The organism is Dokdonia sp. (genome assembly GCF_039945015.1).
Taxonomy (GTDB): domain Bacteria; phylum Bacteroidota; class Bacteroidia; order Flavobacteriales; family Flavobacteriaceae; genus Dokdonia.
The window spans coordinates 307,756-332,652 of record NZ_JBDUXP010000002.1; the positions used below are offsets into that span (position 1 = coordinate 307,756).

23 protein-coding genes are annotated in these 24,897 nt (G+C 32.5%); 16 read left to right on the forward strand and 7 right to left on the reverse strand.

What is annotated here, in order from left to right; all coding sequences use genetic code 11:
* The first annotated feature begins 75 nt into the window (after positions 1-75).
* On the forward strand, positions 76-1,188 hold the full coding sequence (locus ABJD27_RS01515; protein WP_348173141.1) for a TIR domain-containing protein: 1,113 nt from the start codon (positions 76-78) through the stop codon (positions 1,186-1,188).
* A 91-nt stretch (positions 1,189-1,279) separates the two neighbouring features.
* Here ABJD27_RS01515 and ABJD27_RS01520 read toward each other — a convergent pair whose 3' ends face one another.
* From ABJD27_RS01520 to ABJD27_RS01530, 3 genes are read right to left on the reverse strand one after another with little or no spacing between them, the layout of a single operon-like run.
* Positions 1,280-2,827, reverse strand: a complete 1,548-nt coding sequence (locus ABJD27_RS01520) for a hypothetical protein (protein WP_348173139.1) — start codon at positions 2,825-2,827, stop codon at positions 1,280-1,282.
* A gap of 34 nt (positions 2,828-2,861) precedes the next feature.
* Entirely contained in the window at positions 2,862-3,725 is an 864-nt protein-coding gene (locus ABJD27_RS01525; protein WP_348173137.1) for an ABC transporter ATP-binding protein, read from the reverse strand.
* Between the two features lie 27 nt (positions 3,726-3,752).
* Positions 3,753-4,139 (reverse strand): hypothetical protein, encoded by a 387-nt coding sequence (locus ABJD27_RS01530; protein ID WP_348173136.1) that lies wholly within the window; start codon positions 4,137-4,139, stop codon positions 3,753-3,755.
* Positions 4,140-4,352: 213 nt separating this feature from the next.
* Here ABJD27_RS01530 and ABJD27_RS01535 point away from each other — a divergent pair, with 213 nt between their 5' ends.
* The 3 genes from ABJD27_RS01535 to ABJD27_RS01545 all read left to right on the forward strand — a co-directional run bounded on the left by ABJD27_RS01535 (position 4,353) and on the right by ABJD27_RS01545 (position 7,194).
* The gene (locus ABJD27_RS01535; protein WP_348173133.1) at positions 4,353-5,330 is read left to right on the forward strand and encodes a sensor histidine kinase; all 978 of its coding nucleotides are present in this window, start codon (positions 4,353-4,355) and stop codon (positions 5,328-5,330) included.
* A 1-nt stretch (position 5,331) separates the two neighbouring features.
* On the forward strand, positions 5,332-6,030 hold the full coding sequence (locus tag ABJD27_RS01540; protein ID WP_348173130.1) for a LytTR family DNA-binding domain-containing protein: 699 nt from the start codon (positions 5,332-5,334) through the stop codon (positions 6,028-6,030).
* A gap of 483 nt (positions 6,031-6,513) precedes the next feature.
* On the forward strand, positions 6,514-7,194 hold the full coding sequence (locus ABJD27_RS01545; RefSeq protein WP_348173127.1) for a type II CAAX endopeptidase family protein: 681 nt from the start codon (positions 6,514-6,516) through the stop codon (positions 7,192-7,194).
* Between the two features lie 42 nt (positions 7,195-7,236).
* On the opposite strand, the gene ABJD27_RS01550 is transcribed toward ABJD27_RS01545, so the two are convergent.
* On the reverse strand, positions 7,237-7,935 hold the full coding sequence (locus tag ABJD27_RS01550; RefSeq protein WP_348173124.1) for a LytTR family DNA-binding domain-containing protein: 699 nt from the start codon (positions 7,933-7,935) through the stop codon (positions 7,237-7,239).
* A 4-nt stretch (positions 7,936-7,939) separates the two neighbouring features.
* Positions 7,940-9,619, reverse strand: coding sequence for a histidine kinase (locus ABJD27_RS01555; protein ID WP_348201990.1), 1,680 nt, complete (start codon positions 9,617-9,619; stop codon positions 7,940-7,942).
* A 156-nt stretch (positions 9,620-9,775) separates the two neighbouring features.
* Here ABJD27_RS01555 and ABJD27_RS01560 point away from each other — a divergent pair, with 156 nt between their 5' ends.
* The 8 genes from ABJD27_RS01560 to ABJD27_RS01595 all read left to right on the forward strand — a co-directional run bounded on the left by ABJD27_RS01560 (position 9,776) and on the right by ABJD27_RS01595 (position 18,722).
* Positions 9,776-10,678 carry a hypothetical protein gene (locus tag ABJD27_RS01560; protein ID WP_348173118.1) on the forward strand — a complete coding sequence of 301 codons (903 nt, stop codon included), beginning with the start codon at positions 9,776-9,778 and terminating at the stop codon, positions 10,676-10,678.
* Between the two features lie 97 nt (positions 10,679-10,775).
* Entirely contained in the window at positions 10,776-11,660 is an 885-nt protein-coding gene (locus ABJD27_RS01565; protein ID WP_348173115.1) for a DUF5050 domain-containing protein, read from the forward strand.
* Positions 11,661-11,665: 5 nt separating this feature from the next.
* Entirely contained in the window at positions 11,666-12,559 is an 894-nt protein-coding gene (locus tag ABJD27_RS01570) for a hypothetical protein (protein WP_348173112.1), read from the forward strand.
* Positions 12,560-12,661: 102 nt separating this feature from the next.
* Complete coding sequence (locus ABJD27_RS01575) at positions 12,662-14,503, forward strand: serine hydrolase domain-containing protein (protein WP_348173109.1); 1,842 nt, start codon at positions 12,662-12,664, stop codon at positions 14,501-14,503.
* A gap of 51 nt (positions 14,504-14,554) precedes the next feature.
* Positions 14,555-15,793 (forward strand): serine hydrolase, encoded by a 1,239-nt coding sequence (locus ABJD27_RS01580; RefSeq protein ID WP_348173106.1) that lies wholly within the window; start codon positions 14,555-14,557, stop codon positions 15,791-15,793.
* A 221-nt stretch (positions 15,794-16,014) separates the two neighbouring features.
* Positions 16,015-16,719, forward strand: a complete 705-nt coding sequence (locus ABJD27_RS01585) for a hypothetical protein (protein WP_348173103.1) — start codon at positions 16,015-16,017, stop codon at positions 16,717-16,719.
* A 180-nt stretch (positions 16,720-16,899) separates the two neighbouring features.
* Complete coding sequence (locus tag ABJD27_RS01590) at positions 16,900-17,790, forward strand: alpha/beta hydrolase-fold protein (RefSeq protein ID WP_348173100.1); 891 nt, start codon at positions 16,900-16,902, stop codon at positions 17,788-17,790.
* Positions 17,791-17,795: 5 nt separating this feature from the next.
* Positions 17,796-18,722: a hypothetical protein gene (locus tag ABJD27_RS01595; protein ID WP_348173097.1), complete on the forward strand. Its 927-nt coding sequence runs from the start codon at positions 17,796-17,798 to the stop codon at positions 18,720-18,722.
* A gap of 178 nt (positions 18,723-18,900) precedes the next feature.
* Here the strand turns inward: ABJD27_RS01595 and ABJD27_RS01600 are convergent, their stop codons facing one another.
* Complete coding sequence (locus ABJD27_RS01600; protein WP_348173094.1) at positions 18,901-19,791, reverse strand: LysR family transcriptional regulator; 891 nt, start codon at positions 19,789-19,791, stop codon at positions 18,901-18,903.
* 129 nt (positions 19,792-19,920) lie between these two features.
* Between ABJD27_RS01600 and ABJD27_RS01605 the strand changes: the two genes are divergently transcribed.
* Both ABJD27_RS01605 and ABJD27_RS01610 read left to right on the forward strand, forming a co-directional pair.
* Positions 19,921-20,613 carry an amino acid racemase gene (locus tag ABJD27_RS01605; RefSeq protein ID WP_348173091.1) on the forward strand — a complete coding sequence of 231 codons (693 nt, stop codon included), beginning with the start codon at positions 19,921-19,923 and terminating at the stop codon, positions 20,611-20,613.
* Between the two features lie 41 nt (positions 20,614-20,654).
* A complete protein-coding gene (locus ABJD27_RS01610; RefSeq protein ID WP_348173088.1) occupies positions 20,655-21,509 on the forward strand; it encodes a LamG-like jellyroll fold domain-containing protein in 855 nt (284 codons plus the stop codon).
* Positions 21,510-21,889: 380 nt separating this feature from the next.
* On the opposite strand, the gene ABJD27_RS01615 is transcribed toward ABJD27_RS01610, so the two are convergent.
* Positions 21,890-22,582 (reverse strand): hypothetical protein, encoded by a 693-nt coding sequence (locus ABJD27_RS01615; RefSeq protein ID WP_348173085.1) that lies wholly within the window; start codon positions 22,580-22,582, stop codon positions 21,890-21,892.
* A 386-nt stretch (positions 22,583-22,968) separates the two neighbouring features.
* On the opposite strand from ABJD27_RS01615, the gene ABJD27_RS01620 reads away from it, so the two are divergent.
* Entirely contained in the window at positions 22,969-24,063 is a 1,095-nt protein-coding gene (locus tag ABJD27_RS01620; protein ID WP_348173082.1) for a histidine kinase, read from the forward strand.
* On the forward strand, positions 24,044-24,799 hold the full coding sequence (locus tag ABJD27_RS01625; protein WP_348173078.1) for a LytTR family DNA-binding domain-containing protein: 756 nt from the start codon (positions 24,044-24,046) through the stop codon (positions 24,797-24,799). The genes ABJD27_RS01620 and ABJD27_RS01625 overlap by 20 nt, the downstream gene beginning before the upstream one ends.
* The last annotated feature ends 98 nt before the right edge of the window (positions 24,800-24,897 follow it).

Here is a 24,897-nt window from a genome sequence, read left to right on the forward strand (position 1 = left end):
TATAATATAAGAACTTAGTATAATACATATAACATTCTATAAATCAAACAATAATTCAATTTTAATATAGAAAGAATGGAACTTCAATCATTTGCAGAGCATTTAAAAAACATCTCATTATCTATAGATATTGTTAACGATATTACTTTTACTAGAGTAAAAACTGAAATGACAGAGTACTTTAAAAAACTTGACATCCAGTTTTTTGAATTCCTTGTTCCATCAATTGTAGAAGATTCTCAGGGTTTGAATACTTTTTGGCATATTGGAGGAAAACCTTGGTCTAAAAGGATTAAAGATGATACAGGAAAATATAAAGGACAAATATCTTATAGTTTTGATCGTGATATGAAACTATGCATAGTTGCTACAAACAATGCTAAGCTTTCTGAAGCAACAGGTTATAACAATCTATGGAAAGATCAAAATGAGATTATTAAGCTTCCTCAATATGAGGATTTATCAAATTCACCAACGTATTCATCAATAATGATACCTGTGAAAGACCGAAGTGATAATATGCTTGGGATTTTCAATTTTGAATTCGGGAATAACATAGAGATTACCATGTCACTTCAGGAAGAATTAGAATTATTAACACAAGCATTTAGTAATTTATATGTGCTTAATCGTGCAAATAATACACAGCGTGTAAATACTAATAAAGTACTAAGTTCACTTAGTAAGTTGAGTAGTTTTTCGGTAAACTTTAAAAAACCAAAAATATTTGTTGCAACATCAGGAAAAGCAGATCAAAATGTGGTAAAAAGTATTCAAAAAGTACTTGATAACTATAAAGATAAAGTGACGATCAAGTATTGGTATAAAAGCCGTAAACCTGGAAGCATCATTAGAGAGATTATGGACGATATAGAGAATTGCACCTTTGGTATTTGTTACTTATCTGATTGTATCAAAGACGGCAATCACTTTCATTATCCAGACAACCCAAACGTAATTTTTGAAGCTGGCATGTTACATGGCTTATCTAGACTTGCCGCCAATGGTCCTAAAAACTGGATTCCTATTAGAGAAGCAGATGAACTTGCAGGTAAATTACCATTTGATATCGCTAATGAAAGGATACTTGAAGTCCCTCGTAACAATGATAAATTTAATAAGAAAGCATTTGAAACAGAATTAGACAATGTCTTGCAAGAATTAATCAAACCTATCATAAAATATTAATGATTTAAAAGTTTAATCTATACGCTTTCGCGAAAGCGTACTCAGCATGATCATAGATAGGAGCAAGGTAGTACTATGCTTAGAACAGCAGTTATTTCTCTAATTGCGACTTTCTCATAAGAATACTGATACTTCCTAAAAGGATGATAAAAGCAATAAGCTGAATCAAATAGAATGAATGATGCTCAAATCCTCCATAGTAATCTACAATACTGAGCCCATTGATATTTGCATACGTAATCATAAAAAAGAGTACCTCAAATAGTTTTTTTGCTCTTGTGAGAATGCCTAATGTTGCAGCAAGCAATACAATAAACAAAGCTCCTAAGATTACAGCGCCTACAGATACATAGTCTGATATTATGATAAGACGAATAAGCAATGGCAAGGCTAAGACAAGCATTAAGAGATACCCTGCAAATATTTGAGAAGTCAAAAGTCTACTCAACGGTTTATATGAAGTAAATCCAAAATAATGAACGTTGTACATGGATTCTTTTGTGGTCAAACTAGACAATCTACTTACTTGTAAAAACCATAAAACTGGAAGTACTATTTGATGGGTCACTTTTATAGGCAGTACTGCTAATAAAACTACACCAATGATCGTAACAATCCAAAGCCATTTTTTACTATTTCTAAATAATAACAAACACTCAGCTTTAATCAATGGGAAAACACTAAAATTGACAAGAGGACTTGGTAACCTTGATATACGTATAGTCTTTACTGAATTTGACTGCAGATTAATAACAGCCTTATTCTTTTTAAAGGGCTTCTCTTTTAGGTTAAAACGATGAAACAAAGGTGCACTAAGAAAGAGCAATACTATTCCTAAAGCCATCCATAGTAAACGACTTACAATAAAAGAAGTAGGGAACTCTATTCCTGTAAATTCAAAGGTCTTTGTTTCATGATGGTTTCCGATAGAAAAACCAATGTTCATAGCCATTTCCTCTTCACTATTTGTAATTTCTCGTACGCGTTCCTCTAGCTGATGCATGATAATCTTACTCCCAAAAACATCTAGTGAATAATCGCTTTCCGTTTTAGGATTGTATACCATGAGTATAGAAAAAAGAAAGAAATACCCTATGTTTTGAAGGGTGGAATATTTTAGAAGAAAGACTTCAAAGAGTACCGCTACAATAGAAATCACAAACAATGCAGGGATAGTAATAAGCGCATACGGTTTTATAAACTGTAACGGTTCAAACGGATAACCAGCATTGTACACAAAAAAGAGCGTCACACTCATGATCCCTACCATCAAAAATATCGTTAAAAGCACTAAGAAATTACTGAGGGCTTTCGCAATTAAATAAGTGAAATTTTTAATATTAGTGGTGGCAATAATCTGCCCAACTTTAGTATCATAATCTGTTTTAATACCACTATTCACTAAATAGAACCCAATTAATGATAAGAAAATACTTGTCATAATTGCAGTAACATAGCCAAACCATACAGAATTATACACCCCAACATAATCACTAATTCTAATGGTAGAATAACCCGCGTCTGTGGCTGGCACAAAGGTATATGCAATGGCAAGACTCGCACAAAGCGTGATTAAAAACGCATAACTTCTGGTACGCTGTAAATAATCAGATTTTATAATAGTGATTAATAAATTCATGGTCAATAACTTTAAGTGAGTTCTAAAATTTAGATTAATTTGTTTTTGTCACATACAAGTAAGCATCTTCTAGATTGGCTTCTTTAGGGGCGGCTATTGCGTTTGATGTATCTGTTATAAATCTAATGACTAGTTTATTGTTTTTTCTGGATGTACTTACTACAATATGTTTGGTTTTGAAGGCAGCTAAGTCTTCTTTTTCAATAGTAGTCTCAAAGACTTTCCCATGTACGTTTTGTACAATATCATCTTGATTTCCATAGGAAACAAGCTGTCCATTTTTCATAATAGCTACGGTATCTGCAATCGTATCAATATCTGATACGATATGCGAAGACAGAATAACAATACAGTCATTTGATAAATCTGAAATTAAATTCCTAAACCGAACCCGCTCTTCAGGATCTAATCCCACTGTGGGCTCATCAAAGAGTACAATCTTTGGATCGTTTAATAATACTTGTGCGATGCCTACACGTTGTTTCATCCCACCAGAATAACTACCTATTGGTTTTTTTGCAGCATCTATAAGGTTTAACCCTTCTAATAATTGTGCAATTCTAGGTTTTAAATTCTTTCCTCCAATTCCTTTCATTGCTGCGATGTATTCTAAAAACTCATAAGCGTTTAAATTGGGGTATACTCCAAAGTCTTGTGGTAAAAAACCCAATTGTTTACGCATATAATTTGGGTCTTTAATAATGCTATTTTTATTCAGGGAAATAATACCAGTTGTAGGTTTATTCACCGTAGCAATCATTTTTAATAAAGTAGACTTCCCAGCACCATTTGGACCTAGTAATCCTAAGATTCCTTTTTCTATCGTGATAGAGAAGTCTTTTAACCCATATTTATTTTTACTGTATCGTTTAGATACATTTTGAATTTCGAGCCTCATAGTTTTAATTTAGAGATGATGAGTCAACTAGTTGGATTTTACTCTTTTTATGGTTGTCACATATCCATTTTGAGTGTACTTTAAAGCATTTTTATCATCTTTAATAAGCTCTAAATCAACACCTCTAGTAGGTTCACGTAACGTAGTCTCATTTTTTATAACTAGTAGGTCTTTAGAAAAAGAAGTAACGATATACATTTTGTCATTTTCGGCAAGGATTTCTAATGTAAAGTTTGCTTCTTCTAATAAATAAGTGCCAATAAATTTCTTAGTGTCAGTTTCGGTTTTTGAACTTTCCTTTTGTAAAACAGTATCTTGTTTAGTAGGAGTAGACGTTGTGCTTTCTGTTTGACTGTAACCAATAGTTTGAACTAATAAAAACAGTACTGTTGTAATTTGAAATACATTTTTCATAATGATAAGTTTTAAGATTAATACCCCAAAACTCACTCAATTCTCCACCACTTAAAAAAAAGAGTGACCAACGTCTATTATAAAATGATATATGTTATAAATATGCTTTATCAGTATTTGAGGTTCGTTCAAACAGAAAATGAAAGCTTTCGTCACTAAAAAACAAGAAATAACATATGATAGGCTATTTTTGAGAAGCTTTAAAAAACGATTATGTCAAAATTAGATCACTGGATAGATAATAAAATTGTACAAAATGCATTTGTCTGGTTTCTCCTATTTTTAATATTGCTCACAACCATACAAGCAGAAAGCAGAATAGCTACTTCTTGTTTTATCATATTGCTATTAGCTCCTGCTGTGTATATAAATAATTTATTAATTCTACCATTTTTAAGAAAAAAACTCCTTGTTTTTCTAAGCCTGTTCTTATTGAATCTATTAGTGTTTACTACCATTTCGGTCTCTATAATTAGAACAGTCTTGGATCAGGAATTTGAGGTGATGATGTTTGTCAATTTTTTCGGAATTTTGGTATTAGCACTTGTATTTGCATCTGCCATTAAGATTGCGAGAGATAGCTTTACAAGAAGACAACACGAACAAGAAGCAGAATTAAAATTACTTAAAGAACAATTAAATCCACATTTCTTATTCAATACCCTTAATAACTTATATGGTTTATCTGTCGTGAAGTCTGATAAATTACCCGATTTAATGCTCAAATTATCTGATTTATTACGCTATAGCTTATATGAGACCAAAGAAACCTACGTGCCATTAGAAAAAGAAATCACGTATCTTGAAAATTACATCTCGCTGGAGAAAATAAGATTAGAAGATAGTACTAACATTCGCTTTGAGAAATCTGGAAATCTATCTTCAAAAAAGATAGCGCCTATGTTGTTTATTGTTTTTGTTGAAAATGCTTTTAAATATTTGGGAGTTATAGAAACCAAGAAAAGTAAGGTCACTGTTTCTATAAAGGAAGAAAATAATACACTAACGTTTACTTGTGATAATACAGTAGACGCGCATGATATTAATGATGAGAATTTAGAGAAAGACAAAAGTGGGATAGGTTTACAGAACGCTAAGAAAAGACTAGCATTAATGTATCCAGAAAAACATACATTAACCATAAAAGAAAACAAAGGAACCTTTAGTGTTGTTCTAAAACTCGATTTATAAGATGAAAACACTACAATGTATTATAGCAGATGATGAGCCTATAGCACGTCAAATTTTAGAAACCTATATCGAGGCATTGCCACATTTAGAAATCTGTGCATCTTGTAAAAATGCTTTTGAGGTACTCGAAGTTTTGCAAGTAAAAACTGTCGACATCTTGTTTTTAGATATCAATATGCCTAAGCTTTCTGGGTTAAGCCTCTTAAAAACGATGCAGCAAAAACCAGAAGTAATCATTACGACTGCATACCCAGAATATGCCATTGAAGGTTTTGAGCTTTCGGTAACAGATTACCTATTAAAACCTTTTTCTTTAGAACGTTTTTTGCAAGCAGTAAATAAAGTACAGAAAAACGTAAAAGAAGAAACCAAAATTATTTCTACAGATAGAGAAGAAGCTACAACATCAGTATTTGTAAAGAGTGATAAAAAAATCATTAAAATTAATTTTGATGAAATAAGTCATATTGAAGCATATGGAAATTATATCAAAATTTTCACAGATAAAATGATATTAACTCCGCAAACATTATCAGATTTTCTTAGTAAACTCCCAGACTCTTTTATCAGGATTCATAAGTCATTTGTAATCAATTTTAATCAATTAAAATTGATTGACGGAAATCAAATTATACTCCAAAATGATATTAAATTACCTGTTGGTAAGTCTTATAAGAAAGAGCTGTTAGATATGATCTAAATGCATAAGATGCCAAATTGAGTTGGAGTTCTGCTCCTTCCTTTTTCTATTCAAAAAATTGTTTAAAATGTGATTGTATACGCTTTCGCGAAAGCAAAGCCAACATTTTTTTAGAGGAATGCTCAGGTCATTGAAAACCTAAGATTGAAATAATTCCAATTTATAAAATTTCAATCACCTAACTTCTATTCAAATCTTTATACGAAAATCGTTGCTGTTATAATTAGTATCACAAAAAAAGAGAACACTTTTTAATCTTTAGTAAGCGTTTATCACTCAATTTGACACTTATATCCCAATAATTTTTTGAAGACAATTTGGGAGTATACATTTGACAAAATTAAAATATAGAAATATATAAAAATGTGTCTTAGTATAAATCTCATTTTAAAGATGCTTCCTCTTAACTGGCAATAGATAGAATTGTTATGAAGTATGTAGAGTAGGTGAGAAAAAGAATTTTAAACTATAAATCAGGGATAAATGAAAACGAAAATATACCATACATTAACGAGATCATATGTTGTTGTATTAGTAATGCTTTTTGCACCACTATTAAATTATTTTGATAGAAATTTTAGTTTTTTCTTTGGGCTAAGTATTGTAGCATTAATACTTTGGTCAAGTAATTACAATTGGTCTTTATTCGGGTTTACAAAAAAATTAACTAAAAAAACGATATTTAAAAGTGTATTGTTGACATTGGTTTTAATATTATTTGATAATTGTGTTGGAATTATTGTGCAAAATTATTTTGGAGAACCAGACCTATCCTCCATAGATGTTGAAGGAAATACGCTTAATTATATAATTTTTCTTGTTATAATATGGACAATCGTTGTCTTTGGAGAAGAATTTTTATTCAGGGGATACTATTTTAAATGGTTAGCTAAATTTTTAGGAAACACAAAAAAAGCTTGGTTTTTTGCTGGTATAATCGCTTCTATTTATTTTGGAATATCTCATTATTATCAAGGTATTTCTGGAATGATCACAATCTCAATAATTTCGATGTTAAGTGCCTTTATTTTCTATAAGAATAGAAATAATTTATGGATTCTTATTCTTATACACGGGTTACATGATACTTGGGGATTAACCTTTTTGTATTTAGGAAGGTCAAGTCCTATAAAACAATTGTTTGAGCAACTTTTGTTAAATTAAGCATGAAGGAACAATATGCAGAACACATAGACTAGAGCTGTTTTAAAACCACTTTGCTTTTATGTCTTTGTATTTGGTTCTTCCGATAGGGATACGTACGCCATTTTTAAGTTCGGCTATGTATTTGCTTCCAGATTCTACAATAATTTCATGTACCTCAGACATTTTTAGTAAATATGATTTATGGATGCGCTCAAAAGAAGACGCCAACAGCTGTTCTAACTTTTCAAGTGATTTATCGTGTAGTTCTTTTTTCCCATCTGTTAGAAAAAGTTCTGTATAAACTCCAGCTCCCTTTACATAAAGCACATCTTCAATAGGTATTAACTGTATTCTGTGTCTTTTTTTTACAGCTAAGAACTTAATATCATTCGAATTTATATTTTCTTTTGAAATGGTCTTATGTAATGCTTTCTCTAACCGATCTCTATTAAAAGGTTTGGGTACGAAATCTAGAACTCCATATTCAAAAGCAGTTATTGCTTGATCTTTATAAGCAGAAATAATGATGGTATGAAACGATTCGGAAACTGCGGTGGTAAGTAAATCAAACCCACTGTCACCATTAAGATTTAAATCTAATAACATAAGATCCAAAGAGTTATTTTCAATAAATCGCAAGGCTTCTTGAAGTGTGTTAATATGGGTTAACGATTGCAAAGTATTGCCAAAAATATCACGAGTCATTCGTTTGATTCTTTTGGCAATTCTTGATTCGTCCTCAACGATTAAAATGTTCATCTCTTTAAGAGTATATTTTTATGGTATTTTTCCAACCGTGCTTTGCAGGTTCAGAAGTAAAATCCCATTGCTCCTGATAACTTTCTGATAATCTAGCCTTGACATATCTCAATCCTGTACCATCTTCACTATTATTCTTTGTTTCTAGTACATTAGCATATGTTAAAAATGTGTAGCATTTATAATTAATATTCGATTTAAAAATCAATTTAAATTTAATACTATTATCCTCTTGTGGCAAACTATGTGTGATCCCGTTTTCCAATAACGTGTGAAGAATTCCAGGAGGTATTTTTTCTTCAAGATGTACACCTTCATCTTGCCAAGAATAATTGATTTCTTTCCGATACTCCATAATCTCTAGATGTGAGCGGCAAAGCGCTATTTCTTGCGAAATAGAGATTAATGTTTGATTTTCAATTTGATTAAAAAGATCAAATTCTTTAGCTAAGGCCTCTATAAACAAAACGCCTTTCTTTGGTGATTCTTCTATCCAGTCTATTAATGAGGTCAAGGTATTCATTAAAAAATGTGGTTGGATATTCTTTTTTAATAATTCTAGACGTAGACGTGTGGATTGCACCAGGGAAGTTTCATAAGCAAGTCTTTGTTCTTTGATTCTAAGAGAAAGCAAATAGAACATTCCAAGAAGAATAAGGCTAAAACCTACAAAAAGACTTATGTTAAAAGAAGTGACAAAATTTATAAGCAAGGATAGGAGCAATGTTATTAATACGAGGGTAGCTCCTTTAATTTTTTTATAAACGCCAAAGAGCACAATACCGAAAGAAAACATCCACATACTTAACGCCATGTTACGCGATGTAAAATCAAATAAATCATGTTTGATAAAGAAAATAAACAATAGAACTCCTGCGTAAATAAATAACAATATTTTTCGTTTGGGGTACGGAAACTGCATAGAAAAATAAAATGGAATCAAAAAAGAAATACCAAACATGAGAATCCCGATGACTTCCAATCGTATCTTATGCATACTATAATGAATAGGTACATACGTTGTGATGAATTCTGCAAGATTTAATATAAAAAAGAGAAAGCAACTGATACTAAAAATAAGCATGGGATACTCTTTTTTATTTCCAAGAAATAGAAAAAGGAAATAGATAGAGGCGATTAAAAAAGCACCTGCAAAAATGTGCATATAGGAAGTTTCTATAAGCCGATCTGTTAATAAATCGTCATAATAAGCAATATCCACTTTCATACCGACATGATCTGGGAAATAATGAAGACTCGATCGTATGGCCAGAAGATGTTCACCTTCTTCAGTTAAGTGAGAAGGAATGACAAAAGCAGTTAGCATTTTACCCTTAGGACCAAGCATTGCTTCCTGCCCGGGATTTCCATTTTTTCCAATTAAAATCCCATCCCAAAAGACTTCATACTCTCCATAAAGATATGGCCGAATAGCATATGGATGTAATGGCTCTGGTGTTTTTAAAATATCAATTGGAGTTCTAGACCAGAATACTCGACCATCTTCTAATAAAGGTTTCGCTTTATCCCAATCTTCATCGTTCCAATTTTTAGCAGCCCACTCTTCTTGGTCACCTATTTTGGCTACTGTATTATATTCCTTAAAAACAAGAGATTCAGAACAAGCAGTCATCAATAACAAAATAGATACGAATAGAAAATAGGAGAACGATCTCAAGCTCATTTTGATCAAATTTTATGGATGCAAGATAACCATTATCAAATGGCTACTTAGAGTCGTTCATTACTATATAGAGCAGTTGAGATAATATAGATTGGATTCATATGAGAAAAATATATCCTTTACTAGATAAAGAACTATGAAAACAAATTGAAAATAATGAAACACGCATATTTTATTTTGATACTCATACTAACGCTGTTTTTAAATGCTTGTAATTCTAAAAATCAAAAATCAAAAAACACTAATTCGCCAACTATAGAAACTACTTATTTTGGAGAAAAGCCACCAGGTTTAATTCCTGTAATGTTTGCTCCTGACATTGTTTCTCCAGAAGGGCATTTTGAAGGTGGCACGTTTTCACCAGATATGAAGGAGTACTATTTCTCTAGGAAAAATGGAAAATATGAAAAACGTACATTTTTTGTTATTCGATACGAAAATAATCGTTGGGGAAACGAATCTGAAACCGATATAAAATGGCCACAATTTTCTGAGGACGGCAAAATGATATATGGTGGAAAGGAATATAGGAAACGAACAGATACGGGTTGGTCGGAGCCTAAATATCAAGGGGAATTCTTAAAAGATCAGGCACATGGTATCTCGCTTTCATCTAAAGGAACCTATTATTTTGGTTTTAATGAAAAGAAAGGCAGAGGATATGGTTCTATCCGTTATTCACGCCTCATAGATGGCAAACGAGAAAATCCAGTAAAAATGAGTAAGGAAATTAACACAGGAAGATGGATTGCCCACCCCTACATTGCTCCAGATGAATCCTATTTGATGTGGGATGCCGAAAGAGAAGGGGGATATGGTGATAGTGACTGTCATATTAGTTTCAGACAAAAAGATGGTTCATGGGGAACAGCAATTAACCTGGGAGATATCATAAACACATCATCAAGTGAAAGTAGCCCAAGAGTGACACACGATGGGAAATATTTCTTCTTTTCGAGAGGAGACTGGGAGGTTAAAGAAGATGAAAGCACTAACTGGGTAGGAAAAACGTATTGGGTAGATGCTCAGGTTATTGAAAACCTCAGACCAAAAGAGTAAATCATGAAGTAAGTGTATCAACACTGATAAATGGTCTAGTTGTTACTCCCATTACTATAAAATAATAAAATATTTTTTGAACGTCTAAATTAAAAATATGAAATATATAAAAGCCATATCCATTTTTTTGACTTTACTATCTGTTAATTCGTATTGCCAGAATAGTGAAACATCTAAATCAGTTTCTTATACAATTGCCTATGGGTCAAAAGGAATTTGTCTTACCGATATTGAAGGCACATCAGAAGTTAGGCTTACCACTGGCGATCATGGTTACCCAGCTTGGTCCCCAGATGGAAAACACATTGCTTTTTATGCGTATCATGATGGGAAAAAGACATGGTCTATTCATACGATGAATAGTGATGGTACCAATAAAAAACGACTAACGTATGCAAAAAACAAATGGGATAGTACACCTTCATGGTCTGCTGATGGAAAGAAAATTCTCTTTGCAAGAGAATATAAAAATTCAGAAGAAATTTGGGAATATGAAATTTGGATTATGAATTCAGATGGTAGCGAAGAGATGCAAATAAAATCATTAGTAGGAGGGAATCCTTTTTTTACACCAGATGGAAGAATTGTCTTTTCCGCAGAATTCAAAAATAAAGAGAGTGATATACATATTGCTGATGTTGATGGCCAGAACATCATTCAGGTGACAAATAATGATGCTAATGAGTGGCACCCAAAGGTTTCACCAGACGGTCAACAAATCGCTTTTTCATCTGACAAAAGTGGTAATAGAGAAATTTATGTGATGAACATCGATGGTTCTAATCAAAAACGATTGACAAAAATTCCTAGTGGTGGTCCGTCTTGGTCTCCTGATGGCTCTCAAATTATTTTTCAAACAAAAGGGGATAAGGGAGATAAAAAAAGCAATGTTTATATCATAAATAAAGATGGTTCATCATTAAGAAAAATAACTTCTCAAGGAGGTTGGCAAGCTGCATGGTTAAAAACTGTTAAATACTAGAAACTATGAAAAACAAAATAGGGCTCCATTTTTTAATGTTTCTTATACTAACAAATAGTGGCTTTGCACAAGAAAATAAAGAAAGCGATTTCGACTTCCCATACATAGAAGGAGCTTACATGGGACAAAAGCCACCGGGCATGATCGCAGAACCATTTGCTCCAGGTATCATTTCCAAAGAAGGTTGGGAGATTGAGGGCGTGTTTGCGCCAGACATGAAAGAGTTCTACTTCACTACGCGAAGCAAAAAAGACGCACCCATCACCGTAATTGGCTTCCGACAGCAAGACAATGTCTGGAAGAAATACATTGAATTTAAGCGTAAAGGTGAAATATCGTTCTCTCCCGATGGTTCACGCATGTATATGGCCAAAGGTTACAAAGACCGCAAGAATGATGGCTGGTCTGAACGCAAAAGCCTTGGCCCCATGTTTAATCGGGACAATTGGGGTATTATGCGCCTGACAGCCTCATCAAATGGCACCTATGTTTTTGACGATTATAAAAGTGGTGATGTAATCCGCATCTCAACACTTAAAGACGGCAAACGTCAAGAGCCAAAAATGATGGGTCCAATAGTGAACACAGGAAAATGGACAGCTCATCCCTTTATAGCCCCAGATGAAAGTTACCTGATTTGGGATAGCGAAAGGGAAGGAGGCTATGGGGATTCTGATCTCTACATTAGTTTTCGTCAAAAGGATGGCTCATGGGGTCCTGCCATCAATATGGGCGATTCGGTCAATTCTGATAAATGGGAAGCGTATGCGAGCGTTACTTCAGACGGCAAGTACATACTCTTCAACAGACTCATAGATGACGACAGTAATAATGACATTATGAATGTGGATATCTATTGGGTAGATGCAAAGATTATTGAGAATCTTAGACCCAAATAGGGCGAACGTATTGAAAAAGGCCTAGTAGACCTTTTTAGTGAACGAGCCAACTGGTAGGTGGAATTATATACTGTAAATGCAAATTAGTGAAAAATGAAAATAATGAAATGGATAATTTTGATATGTGTTATATCGATTAACACCGTTTTTGCCCAAAAAGCTGTTACTACAACCAATTTAATTAAAAAGGTAGAAACTGGTCTCACAACTCCGGTATACATAGAAGGGGATTCAACATGGTCTATAGAAGAACGTATGAAGCACTATGGAATTCCAGGTGTGAGTATTGCTGTCATACATAATGGTGAAATTGCGTGGACAAAGGGGTATGGAGTTGTCGATAAAGAAAGTCAAACCCCAGTAACTACACAAACACTTTTCCAAGCAGGAGCACTGAGTATTCCTGTAACAGCCTATGGTGCATTATGTCTTGTAGAACAAGACAAAGTAACATTAGATGAAAACATTAACAGCTACTTAAAGTCTTGGAAATTGCCAGAAAATGAATTCACGAAAGAAGAGAAAGTAACCATAAGAAATCTTTTAAATCATTCTTCAGGAATATATCCTCGTATAATAGGAGGGCATAACTATAGTATAAATGAAAAAACTCCAACACTAGTAGAGATACTAAACGGAATTTATCCTGCTAAAAACGAGCCAATCACCGTAAATAAAGAACCTGGTGAAAGTGTTCGTTTTGAATATGAACACTATATGCCTATTCAACAAATGATGCTCGATGTTGAGGGTGAGGGGAAAACATTTCCAGAGATCATGCATGAACTCGTGCTACAACCCTTAGAAATGAACAATAGTACGTTTAATCAATCGCTAACAACAGCGCAATTAACGAAGGCAGCAACAGGTTATTTACGAGATGGTTCAATGGTAAAAGGTAGAAGAAATATATATCCTTCAATGGCTGCATTTGGATTATGGGCAACTGCAGAAGACTATGCAAAATTTATAACCAACATACAGCAAACCATAAAAGGTAAGCATACTAAAGGATTATCAAAAGATCTAACAGAATTAATGGGCACACGATTTGGGGCTCAGAATTCTGGTTGGCCAGCTAGCTCAGCTTCACACGGATTAGGGTTTCAACTTCAAAATAGAAACAATGAAATCTACTTAAGGTATCATGGGTGGAACGAAGGTTTTTATGCTGAGATTATGGCTCATAGAGACAAAGGTTATGGTGTGGTAGTGTTCACTAATTCCAATTTCCCACAATTCAATGCTGAAGTGATTCGCTCTGTAGCTTTGGCGTATGATTGGGATGGCTTTGTTCCTGTATATGAAAAAATAGAAATTGAACAGTCTTTAATCGATAAAATTAAAGGTAGGTATATAGCTAATGGCAGGATTATAAAAATTTTTCAAAAGGACAATCAATTGTTCTATAAAAATATACTTAACATAAAACCTGAAGAACTAGTCAAAGTCTCGGATAATAGTTTTGTGAGAAGAAATTATACTCGACTTATGCAATTCATGCCAAATTCTGAAAACAAAACGCTCAATTTACATTATACAAATAGCAACGATGGAACAATAACTTCAATTTTTGTCAAGATGGATACTGATAAAAAAGAACCCGTAGAATTTCTTCTTGAAGGTGACTTTGAAAAAGCACTTAATGCATATAAAACCAGAAAAGAACATGACACAACCTATCCTACAGTTACTGAAGACTACTTAAATGATCTTGGTGATAGTTTTTACCACGAGAATAGATTGAAATTAGCACAAAATACGTTCAAAGTGAATATGATGCTCTATCCAAATAGTTTTAAAGTATACGACAGTTATGCAAAAGCCTGTGAAGAAATAGGGGAAACTGATCTGGCAATTTTGAATTACTCAAAATCACTTGAATTAAATCCTCAAAATAACAATGCAAAGCATAAACTCAAGGAATTACATAAAAATGAGTGAAAGGAACTTTTAGAAATAGTAAATAATAACTCATTTAAAAAAGTTATAAATATGAAAAATATTATCCTGGTTCTCTTAACTATATTTCTTTTACTTGCCTGTAAAAACGAACCAAAAAAGGACGCTAACATCTTAAACACTACATCTCCAAAATATGAAACGTATAATTATTCTGGATTTACAAAAGAAGAAATGTATGCATTCCATAAACATATGTACGAAGGTGGTAATTGGACCGTATATGGTGATACGGAGCGATATTTTTACCTAAATTTCTCCGAAATAAAGAATCACTCACGCATACTTAAGTCAGATATACCAAGAATTCTTGAAGAAATGCCGAGAGATGATGTGAAACATTTTATAACTCCAGCAGATTTAAAAAAAGGAGGTGGACTATCATTAAACGACTATGTTCAACAAGTAGAAGTTAATGGGTTAATTATAATTCATAAAGGCAAAATCGTCTTTGAAGGCTATCCGAGAATGTTCCCAACCGATTTGCATATTAATATGATAATAACCCAAGTGTTTGTTAGTACATCAATTGCTATTTTGGAGAATAGAGGTTTAATAGACACTAGCAAACCAATTGATCATTATTTTGATGATTTTAGAGGCTCAGGTTGGGAAGGTGTACCAGTAATAGATATTCTTAACATGAGCTCAGGAATTGAGTGGCCTTTAGTAGATACTTATGAATTAAATATTGACCCAATAAAAGGTTTAGCTACTTTAAAATCTGTTAAATCGTCAGGAACGGAACACCAATTTTCGAATGCTGATGCTGCAGTATTAACCTTACTAGTTGAGAAAATTAGTGGTCTTACCTTTCGAGATTTTGTGGAACAGGAAATATGGAAAAAGATAGGGTCAGAATATAGTGCTCTTTTAGGAATTAATACTAATGGGACCTCTGTTTCTCATGCTGATGGCATGTCAACAACACTTCGAGATCTTGCTAAATTTGGTCTAGCTTTTACTCCTAGTGGCAAAAAAAGTGATAATTCAATAATTTCTGATGCACACTTATTTAAAATCCAAGATGTAAATAAAAATCTCAAAAGGTCACGAGATGTAGAAGACATGAAATATAGCAGTTATCAATGGGACGTATATGATGATGGCGATTTTTATAAAGGCGCACATGGAGGACAAGGTCTTTACATATCTCCTTCTAAAGATTTGGTTATTGCATTTTTCGGGACTGCCAATATTGATCGTCAAAGGAATCAACTTGATGTCATTTCTCGACAACTTTCCAAATCCGGATTGTTTGATCTTGAATAAAATAGCCTAGAAAATATACAATACATCAAATATCTAGGTACTAATAAACATTTATAAAAATTTAAATAATGAGAAAAACGTATTTTATTTTAATACCTGCATTGTCGCTGTTTTTAAATGCTTGCACTACTAAAGAACAGAAAACAAAAGACAGTGATTCACCAACTAAAGAAAATACCTATTTTGGACAAAAGCCGCCGGGCTTAAAGTCAGAACCATTAGTGCGAGGTATCCTCTCCACAGAGGGCTGGAAGCTAGGAGGTGTGTTTACTCCAGACATGAAAGAATTTTACTTCACCACCTCTGCTGGTGACGCACCCCTTGACCCCTCTGTTACCGTCTTCCGTAAAGAAAATCGTGTCTGGAAGAAATATGATTTTTATTCTGCAGGTGATAGTATTTTGTACTCGAAAGATAAATATATAGAACGTACCGACTCTGGTTGGTCTAAGATAAAAAGCCTTGGTTCCATGTTTGAAGACATTGGTATCATGCGACTTACGGCTTCATTAAAAGGAACCTTGGTTTTTGACGAAAGGGGTACAAATGGAAATGGTGTTCTTCGATATTCACGACTAGTAAACGGCAAACGTGAAGCACCGAAACCCTTTGGTAAAGAAATAAATACTGGTACTTGGACTGCTCACCCATTTATCGCTCCAGATGAGTCTTACATTATTTGGGATAGTGAACGCGAAGGTGGTTATGGAGATAGTGATATGTATATCAGTTTTAGACAATCAGATGGCTCCTGGGGTGCCGCCATAAACTTTGGGGATACTATAAACACCGATGGCGAGGACGGTGGAGGATACGTAACGCCAGACGGTAAATACCTTTCTTATTGCCCCCGTTGTGACCCTCCTGATTATAATAGAATGTGGGTGGATGCAAAGATTATTGAAACACTTAGGTCCAAACAATAAATATTAAAAACAAATGGATACAACTTATATAACTCAGTCATGGATTATAGACAGCTCCTTATATTTCTAAACTATTCATCTAAGAGTAAAGATGCTTTATACGCTTTCGCGAAAGCGTATACTTAATATATAACCTAAAGAGTAGTATTTAATACAATAATCGCAAAATAAATTACAATAATGAAAACAACAAAATTATTACTATTACTATGTGTTATATCGTTTAACATTGTTTTTGCTCAAGAAAATATTGAAAAGTCATATTTAGAGTTGCCTAAGATAGCCGTGATCCCCATAAAGGATACTAAAGCTGATAGACAATATGAATTATATGTGAAATTACCAGAAGGATATTCAGAAAATAACGACATTCAATATCCGGTGATTTACTATACAGATGCAATGTGGCATGTTGAAATAATCTCTAGTGCTACAGAATACATCATAGAAGACGTTATTCTAGTCGGAATTTCCTGGCAGAAGGACATTGCAGAAGATTTAATGCAACAATATGGGGCTCACGCTAGCCGATTTACTGATTATTCATTCTGGAAAAAAGCCAACCCTAATCATCCCAAACTGAAATTTGGCCAAGCTGAAAATCACTTGGCATTTATTAGCAACGATGTTATTCAATATGTAGATAACAACTATCGCACTGATCCAGACAGTCGGACCTATTTTGGTTACTCACTAAGCGGTGCATTTGGGGCTTATATATTACTGACTCAACCTGATACTTTTGATAATTACATTCTTGGTAGTCCATTGAGCAAAGGCCTAGTTCCCTACCTTTCTGAGATTAATACTAAACTCGGAGCTTTCGAGTCAAATAAAAACAATACATCAAATGCTAACGTATTTATCGCCTATGGCACATTAGAAAAAGAGAAGACCGAATCTACTGACGATTTTATTAATTTACTGGATAATAGAACAGATTTAAGTGTGTCCATACAAAAGAAAGTAATTGAAGGTGATCATCAAACCGCTTTCCCAATGATTGCTGTACAAAGTATCGCTTGGTTAGCTAATTTGCTTAAAGAAAAGGGTGAAAACAATAAGAATTAAACATCATGAAAAAGACTTATTTAGCTTTAATACTTATATCCTGCCTAATTGTAAATGCTTGCAACACAAAAAAACAATCCTCTAAAGCGAGTGATGTATCCACAATTGAAAACCTGTATTTTGGGCAAAATCCACCAGGTATAATTCCTGAATTATTTGCTCCGGGAGTTATTTCTATATATGGAAGATATGAACATGGTATTTCATTTTCTCCTGATTTAAAAGAATTATATTTTGGAGCTAATTATGAAGACCAAGAGCCAAGTATATTTTTTTCAAAACTCAAAGATAAAAAGTGGACAAATCCTAAAAAAGTAAATTTCACAAAAGGAAAAAAAGTAGGTGAAATGCATCCATTTGTAAACCCTAATGGTACAATAATTCATTTTGCAGCTCATGATTCTTTTACTTTGCCTCACCATAAAGAATCAGTTAAAACTTGGTATGTGAAGCGTTTAGGGAATTCCTGGAGCGATGCAAAACAGCTTGATTCGCCTATAAATGATGATTTTGTTTTTTATTCGAATGAAGCAAAAAACGGAGATCTTTTTTATACAAATATGTCAAAACGAAAAATGTATTACGCGCCTAAAAAAAATGACAGATATCCGGAAGTACACGAAGTTGGAGCGGGAGGCTTTCACGGTTTTATTTCTCCATCTCAAGATTATATAGTAGTAAACGCTAGAAACAAAGAAGATGATCAAAGAAAAAGCGATATATATGTTTATTTTAGAAAGAAAGACGGTGGATGGTCAAAACCCATTAACCTTGGAAGTGAAGTAAATTCTAATTTTGCTGAAACATGCCCGAGTATCACTCCAGATGGTAATTATTTATTTTTTGGCAGATATAACGAAGAAGGAGGTTTATCAAACTTTTATTGGGTGAGCACAGAAGTTATTCATAAAGTAAAACCTGTTGATTTATGAGTCTGATATACTTTATAATGTTACTACCTATATAAAAGTAACATTATAAAACACGTGTTAGGGATAGAACGGATACCCCGCAGCGGAGCGAGGAGTATGAGTGATAGCCCGACCCGAAGGGTAACACCCTAAAATAACAACGTCAGTATGAAGGAAGCCTACGGTGAGTGGGATAGCATTATATTTCTAAAAAATCTTCTTCAAAACTAGATATAAAATCGTGTATATATTTTTTATTTCTATGTTCCTTTTTTACAACTAAGTAATGATTTCGTTTGAACCCATTTTTACCAATACGTTTAAAGATCAACTCTTTTGACAATTTAAAAGGCGTTAATTGCCATTTTGGAGCGCACATAACACCCATATTTGCTTCAATCATCGATAATGTAATCTCGGTAAAAGGAATAGCAGAAATCTTTTTAGGATTGATTTTATTAGGTTTTAAGAAATGTTCATACACAGATACGCCTTCCAAAGGGAAAGAGTTTATCAATAGATGTATGTCTAAAAAATGACTTGCTTCCAAATGGTGTAAGCTATTGAGTGGATTTTCTTTATGCATAATTGCAAAAATCTCATCTTCAAATACTTTTATACTTTCCAATTCTTCAGAAGCAGGTTTTGAGGTTACGATAGTAATATCAATTTCATTAGAAACTACTTGTGAGATCGTTTGATGCGTAGTCCCCAAGGTTAAATCAATATCAATTTCTGGATAAAGTATTCCCATTTTTTGAATAAACCCAGGAATGGTATGAAAAAATGATTGACATTCTGCACTCAATTTAATAGAACCCTTTGAACCTTCTATGATGTGTTTTATGTTGCTAAAACCTTCATCGATTGAATTGAATAGCTTGTTTGCCAATTTATATAATTCGGAGCCTTCTTGGGTTAATTCCCATTTATTTCTTGATCTATGAAAGACTTTAAAGCCTAAACGTTCTTCTAACTCACGCAATTGATGACTTAGAGCCGACTGAGTTAAAAACAGATGCTCTGTAGCATTTGCAATACTACCTTCTTCTGCAATTGTTTTTATCAATCTGAAATATTTGAGTTCCATAAGTACAAAGATAGAATAGTTGGTTATACATTATAGTTGAAATTATTTCAGCTATCATTTTATTTATCTCAATTTCTGAACTATAGATGCCTTGTTATTCTTGATAGTTTTGTGAAACAAAAATTGATTATGAAGACAATAGGATTGATAGGAGGGATGAGTTGGGAATCATCAAAACTGTATTATGAGTTTTTAAATACCAAAGCAAAAGACATATTGGGAGGTTCGCATTCTGCAAAGTGTATTATGGTATCTGTTGATTTTGCAGACATAGAACGATTCACTTTTAAAGGCGATTGGGAAGCTATCGGAGAGCTTATGAAACAAGCAGCTATACAGTTAGAAAGAGCTGGAGCAGATATCATTTTACTTTGTACAAACACTATACATTTAGTAAGTCATTATATCACTGAAAATGTGAGTATTCCATTTATGCATATTGCTACGACTACTGGTGAATCTATTAAGAAATCTGATCTAAAGAAAGTAGCATTATTAGGTACGAAATTCACCATGGAAAAAGATTTTTATACAAAAACACTGATGCATGATTTTGATCTCAATATTTTAATTCCCGATACAAATGATAGACACGTAGTTCATGCTATCATTTATAACGAATTAGTTAAAGGGCAATTCACAAATTCTTCAAAGCATAAAATCATTGAAATTATAAACGAACTACAAAATCAAGGGGCACAAGGAGTTATTCTAGGTTGTACAGAATTACCTATTCTAATTTCAGAATCAGATATATCCATTCCGATATTTGATACAGGAAAAATTCATGCACACACAGCTATGGAATGGAGTATCAATTAGTAAAGCTCATCCTATGACTATTAATCTTTAATCAAAAAATCATGAAAACACCGATGCATGTAGCTATAGCTAGCGTATTCTTTCTACTAATGACAACTATTTCTTTTTCGCAAAATAAACCATTAAAAGACCATGTGCTTTTTTATAGTTCTTTTGACGGAAAACTATCTGCAGATATATCTGTAGGTGATTCTATGATTTATACTGCTGAAAACTATAAAAAAGTAGATAGTGCCAAACCTGGCTTACATAGTGCGAATGTTGTTTTAGCTAAAAATAAAGGTCTTACAGGGGATGCACTTCATTTTAGAAAAGCAAACACTTCTGCCATTTTTTATAAAGGGTATAAAAATTTGGGATATCATTCAGAATCTTGGAGCGGTACTATATCATTTTGGTTGCGATTAGATCCCAACAAAGACTTGGCGCCTGGCTATTGCGACCCAATATGTATTACAGATGTTAGGTACAATGATGCGGCTTTATGGGTAGATTTCACAGATCATGACCCTAGAAAGTTTAGATTCGGAGCTCTAGGAGATTTAAATGTTTGGAATCCAGAAAATAAAAACGATGAAGCTAAGTGGATAAAACGTACTGTTACCGTAAATCAACCACCTTTTGAAAAAGAGAAATGGACACATATTGTCATTACTTTTTCTAAAGTAAACACAACAAAATCTGTATTTAAATTATATCTAAATGGTACATCCAGAGGTATTATAAAAGATGCAAACGATCCTTTTACATGGGAAGCAAAAAATGGAAAAATCATGCTAGGCTTGGGATATATTGGTATGATGGATGAGCTAGCCATTTTTGATAGGCCATTAGATCTTAAAGAAGTAAGAGCAGTTTTTGAACTAGAAAATGGAATAAAGTCTTTATTTAAATAAAAGTATAGATTCTAACAATTTTTGATCATTATTATGAAAACATATATTATAAATTATACTTGTAATACACAGGTAAATAAGAAATCAACGTTACATACAATGCTACAAAGAGCTTTTGCAAATTATGTATGCGCCATGAGTACATGGATATTTTACGATTCAGATTGCAAATACACATCAAATAAGTTTGATATAGGCAGAATGATTCATAAATAATAGTGTTTATGAAAACATTGTAAGCAGGTGAACTAGTTGTTTTAGTATTCAATTATCCACTGGGTTGGAAATAAAATACGTATAAAAAACAAATTAATAGAGAGACTATTTTTTTGCTTTTTTAAAGCATATACTTCCTACACTTAATCTTTTATCTAGAGGAGTTACCTAATTATAAAATTCAAAATTTTAATTAAGTCATTTTCTTTCTTTAAAGATAATTTACTTTTTTCTATATACTCAACAATAGATTTTGAGTTTACTTTATCAGATTCAAAAAGCCTAGAGAAAGACTTTTTAGACAGTTTCATCTTGGTTAATTTATTTTCGCGATATAAGTAATATAGTTCCTTCTTAATATATTTATTTGTACTTCTATTAAGCATAGGGTTTACAGATGCTTCTGAATAGAGTACACTATAATGTTTATATACTGAAAATCCATTTCTAAAAATCTGTTCGAAAATCTTTAATTCACCATCGATTTCAAATATTCGAAAAGCTTTTTTATTAATTACTATTTTCATCAAGTTATTACTATCGAATGTGAAAACAGAATTTTCATCATAAATGGCTTCAAGTTTATTATCGTACAGATTTATATTTACTTTTTTAATTTTAAAACTTCCATTCTTTTTTGTGTAAATGACACCTTCTGTATTCCAATCTTCAAAAAAATATGCAGAGCCATCAGTCTTAAATTTTGGGTTAACAAAGCCAAGTCCTGCATCAAAAGATGAGTGTGTTCCAAATCCTTGTCTTGTATTATTCTTCGGGTTTGTATTACTAGTTGTTTCTTGAGCTAAGGTTGGAAGAATGGATATAATAAATAATAATAGGATGGCTATTTTTTTCATAGTATTTCTTAGAATTAATTGTATTAAAATGTTGTATGTATACTTAGTTAACAAATTTGCAACTTTGTTACAATTATCTTCAATAGATTTTCTTCTACTACATATTTTAAACTTTAAATAGTATAAATAAAGGTGTTGTATACGCTTTCGCGAAAGCGTAATTATAAGACTTATAATCAATTTATGTAATGAAATATTCTTTTTCCAAAACAATAATAGGAGAATAGTGTAATTTATATAAAATGTTATTATATCCAAAATTATAACAATTCAGAGACATATTACGACGATTCAAAATAATATGAAATCATATTGTTTTTATCAAAAATATATTTGCTATCTTCTATTAAGATACACAATGTATACTGCTAATAAGCTTGTTATTTATGGTACTATTTAATAAAAAAAAACGTATCCAGTATTTAGGATTTAATGATCTTTGGTTTTCTATAATAGGTATTCTTATTCTAAGTATTATAGCAAACTATTTATTTAATAATTTATCAGAAAGAGAATCTTTAGATCTACTACTTTTAGGTTGGGTTGCTGCATTGATTCCTACAATCTGTGATTGGTTTATTATACGATTTATTTTGATTTTTTTACGAAAAAAATACCCCAGTTTTAAAGATGATATTAAGCGTATTATTTTTCTTCTTTTCGCAATTATTATTGTGATATTTATTATTGATTTTACAGTAGGTTTTTTACTTGCAAAAACGTTCACTTTTTTGGGCTACAACTCTTCACATATGGTCATATTGAAGATTCTTTTGCCTGTTATTTTGATCGTTATTATGATAATGGCTATATATGAAGCAATTTATTATAATGTTAGACTTAAAAAATCAATTAGAGAAGAAGAACAGACCAAGCAAGTCATGATTCAAGCGCAGTTAGATACCTTACGAAATCAAGCGCAACCACATTTTTTATTCAATAGTCTAAATACCTTACGAGATATTATTGACCAAAACTCTAAAGATGAAGCAAAGGCATTTGTTGATAATCTATCAGGTGTATATCGCTTTATATTAGAATCTGATAGTACGAATTTAATTTCGCTTCGAGAAGAGTTGAAATTTGCGAAAGCCTATATCCATATTCAATCCGAAAGGTTTGGAGATAACCTGAAGGTGAATTGGAATATTTCGGAGCACGCATTGACATCTATGATAGTACCTATGAGTTTACAGCTTTTACTAGAGAATGCAATAAAACACAATATCGTTTCTAGAGCTAAGCCTTTAACCATACATCTAGAAACTAAGGATAGCCAATTAATAGTGAGTAATAAAATTCAAGCAAAATCAACTCAAATACCATCTACAAAAATTGGATTAAAAAATATTGAACAGCGATATGCTTTAATTACTCACAAATTACCAGAAATTACAAATGATGAAAATCGATTTACGGTGTCTTTACCTTTATTAAAACTATCTGATCAAAAGAAAGATTATGGAAATACTAATCATTGAAGATGAACCGCGTGCAGCGAGTCAATTACAAAATTTATTAGTTAAAAGTACTTTTAACTTTAAGTTATTAGACATTATTGATACTGTTGAAGATGCTGTAGTATGGTTTAAAGAAAATATTGCGCCAGATTTAGTTTTTATGGATATCCAATTAGCAGATGGGTTGAGTTTTGAAATATTTCAGAAAATCGAAGTTGTTGCACCTATTATCTTTACAACAGCTTTTGATGAGTATGCTATTCAAGCCTTTAAAGTAAATAGTGTAGATTACTTACTAAAACCAATTCAACAAGACGAATTAGATACAGCATTAAACAAATTTGAAAAATCTAATACAACAATACCTCCAATAGGTTCTGAACTTTTAAAAAGTCTTCTTCAAAGTATACAAGGGTCTAAAAAGCGTACAGGAATACTCGTCAAAGAGGGGAGTGGTTTTGTTCAAATAAAAACATCAACTCTTTTGTATGTATATTCTCAAGATAGTATCACTTTTGGAATTGCTCATAACAAACGATATATTATAGATGAGACGATGGATCAACTATTCGATTCGTTAGATGATACTATATTTTATAGAATTAATCGAGGGCAAATTGTCGCTAAAAATTCTATAGAGAAAATAGCCCCTTATTTTAACCATCGTGTGAAGTTACAAATAACAAATCCTAGAGATCAGGAGTTTATTGTAAGCAGACAAAAGACCAGTGATTTTAAGGACTGGATGAACAAATAATGTTCTTGTTACATTTCAAATGTCAAATACGATACTTCAACAAAAAACGTTACTCCTAGCAACAAAATAAGTCAATCTTTGTGGTATAATAACTAACA

Coding starts and splice junctions, on each gene's coding strand:
- ABJD27_RS01570 (WP_348173112.1), top strand. CDS start 11,666: ATGAAAAACAAAATAGGGCTCCATTTTTTAATGTTTCTTATACTAACA.
- ABJD27_RS01565 (WP_348173115.1), top strand. CDS start 10,776: ATGAAATATATAAAAGCCATATCCATTTTTTTGACTTTACTATCTGTT.
- ABJD27_RS01595 (WP_348173097.1), top strand. CDS start 17,796: ATGAAAAAGACTTATTTAGCTTTAATACTTATATCCTGCCTAATTGTA.
- ABJD27_RS01580 (WP_348173106.1), top strand. CDS start 14,555: ATGAAAAATATTATCCTGGTTCTCTTAACTATATTTCTTTTACTTGCC.
- ABJD27_RS01575 (WP_348173109.1), top strand. CDS start 12,662: ATGAAATGGATAATTTTGATATGTGTTATATCGATTAACACCGTTTTT.
- ABJD27_RS01610 (WP_348173088.1), top strand. CDS start 20,655: ATGAAAACACCGATGCATGTAGCTATAGCTAGCGTATTCTTTCTACTA.
- ABJD27_RS01600 (WP_348173094.1), bottom strand. CDS start 19,791: ATGGAACTCAAATATTTCAGATTGATAAAAACAATTGCAGAAGAAGGT.
- ABJD27_RS01525 (WP_348173137.1), bottom strand. CDS start 3,725: ATGAGGCTCGAAATTCAAAATGTATCTAAACGATACAGTAAAAATAAA.
- ABJD27_RS01540 (WP_348173130.1), top strand. CDS start 5,332: ATGAAAACACTACAATGTATTATAGCAGATGATGAGCCTATAGCACGT.
- ABJD27_RS01535 (WP_348173133.1), top strand. CDS start 4,353: ATGTCAAAATTAGATCACTGGATAGATAATAAAATTGTACAAAATGCA.
- ABJD27_RS01615 (WP_348173085.1), bottom strand. CDS start 22,582: ATGAAAAAAATAGCCATCCTATTATTATTTATTATATCCATTCTTCCA.
- ABJD27_RS01620 (WP_348173082.1), top strand. CDS start 22,969: ATGGTACTATTTAATAAAAAAAAACGTATCCAGTATTTAGGATTTAAT.
- ABJD27_RS01625 (WP_348173078.1), top strand. CDS start 24,044: ATGGAAATACTAATCATTGAAGATGAACCGCGTGCAGCGAGTCAATTA.
- ABJD27_RS01560 (WP_348173118.1), top strand. CDS start 9,776: ATGAAACACGCATATTTTATTTTGATACTCATACTAACGCTGTTTTTA.
- ABJD27_RS01515 (WP_348173141.1), top strand. CDS start 76: ATGGAACTTCAATCATTTGCAGAGCATTTAAAAAACATCTCATTATCT.
- ABJD27_RS01605 (WP_348173091.1), top strand. CDS start 19,921: ATGAAGACAATAGGATTGATAGGAGGGATGAGTTGGGAATCATCAAAA.
- ABJD27_RS01555 (WP_348201990.1), bottom strand. CDS start 9,619: ATGAGCTTGAGATCGTTCTCCTATTTTCTATTCGTATCTATTTTGTTA.
- ABJD27_RS01520 (WP_348173139.1), bottom strand. CDS start 2,827: ATGAATTTATTAATCACTATTATAAAATCTGATTATTTACAGCGTACC.
- ABJD27_RS01590 (WP_348173100.1), top strand. CDS start 16,900: ATGAAAACAACAAAATTATTACTATTACTATGTGTTATATCGTTTAAC.
- ABJD27_RS01550 (WP_348173124.1), bottom strand. CDS start 7,935: ATGAACATTTTAATCGTTGAGGACGAATCAAGAATTGCCAAAAGAATC.
- ABJD27_RS01530 (WP_348173136.1), bottom strand. CDS start 4,139: ATGAAAAATGTATTTCAAATTACAACAGTACTGTTTTTATTAGTTCAA.
- ABJD27_RS01545 (WP_348173127.1), top strand. CDS start 6,514: ATGAAAACGAAAATATACCATACATTAACGAGATCATATGTTGTTGTA.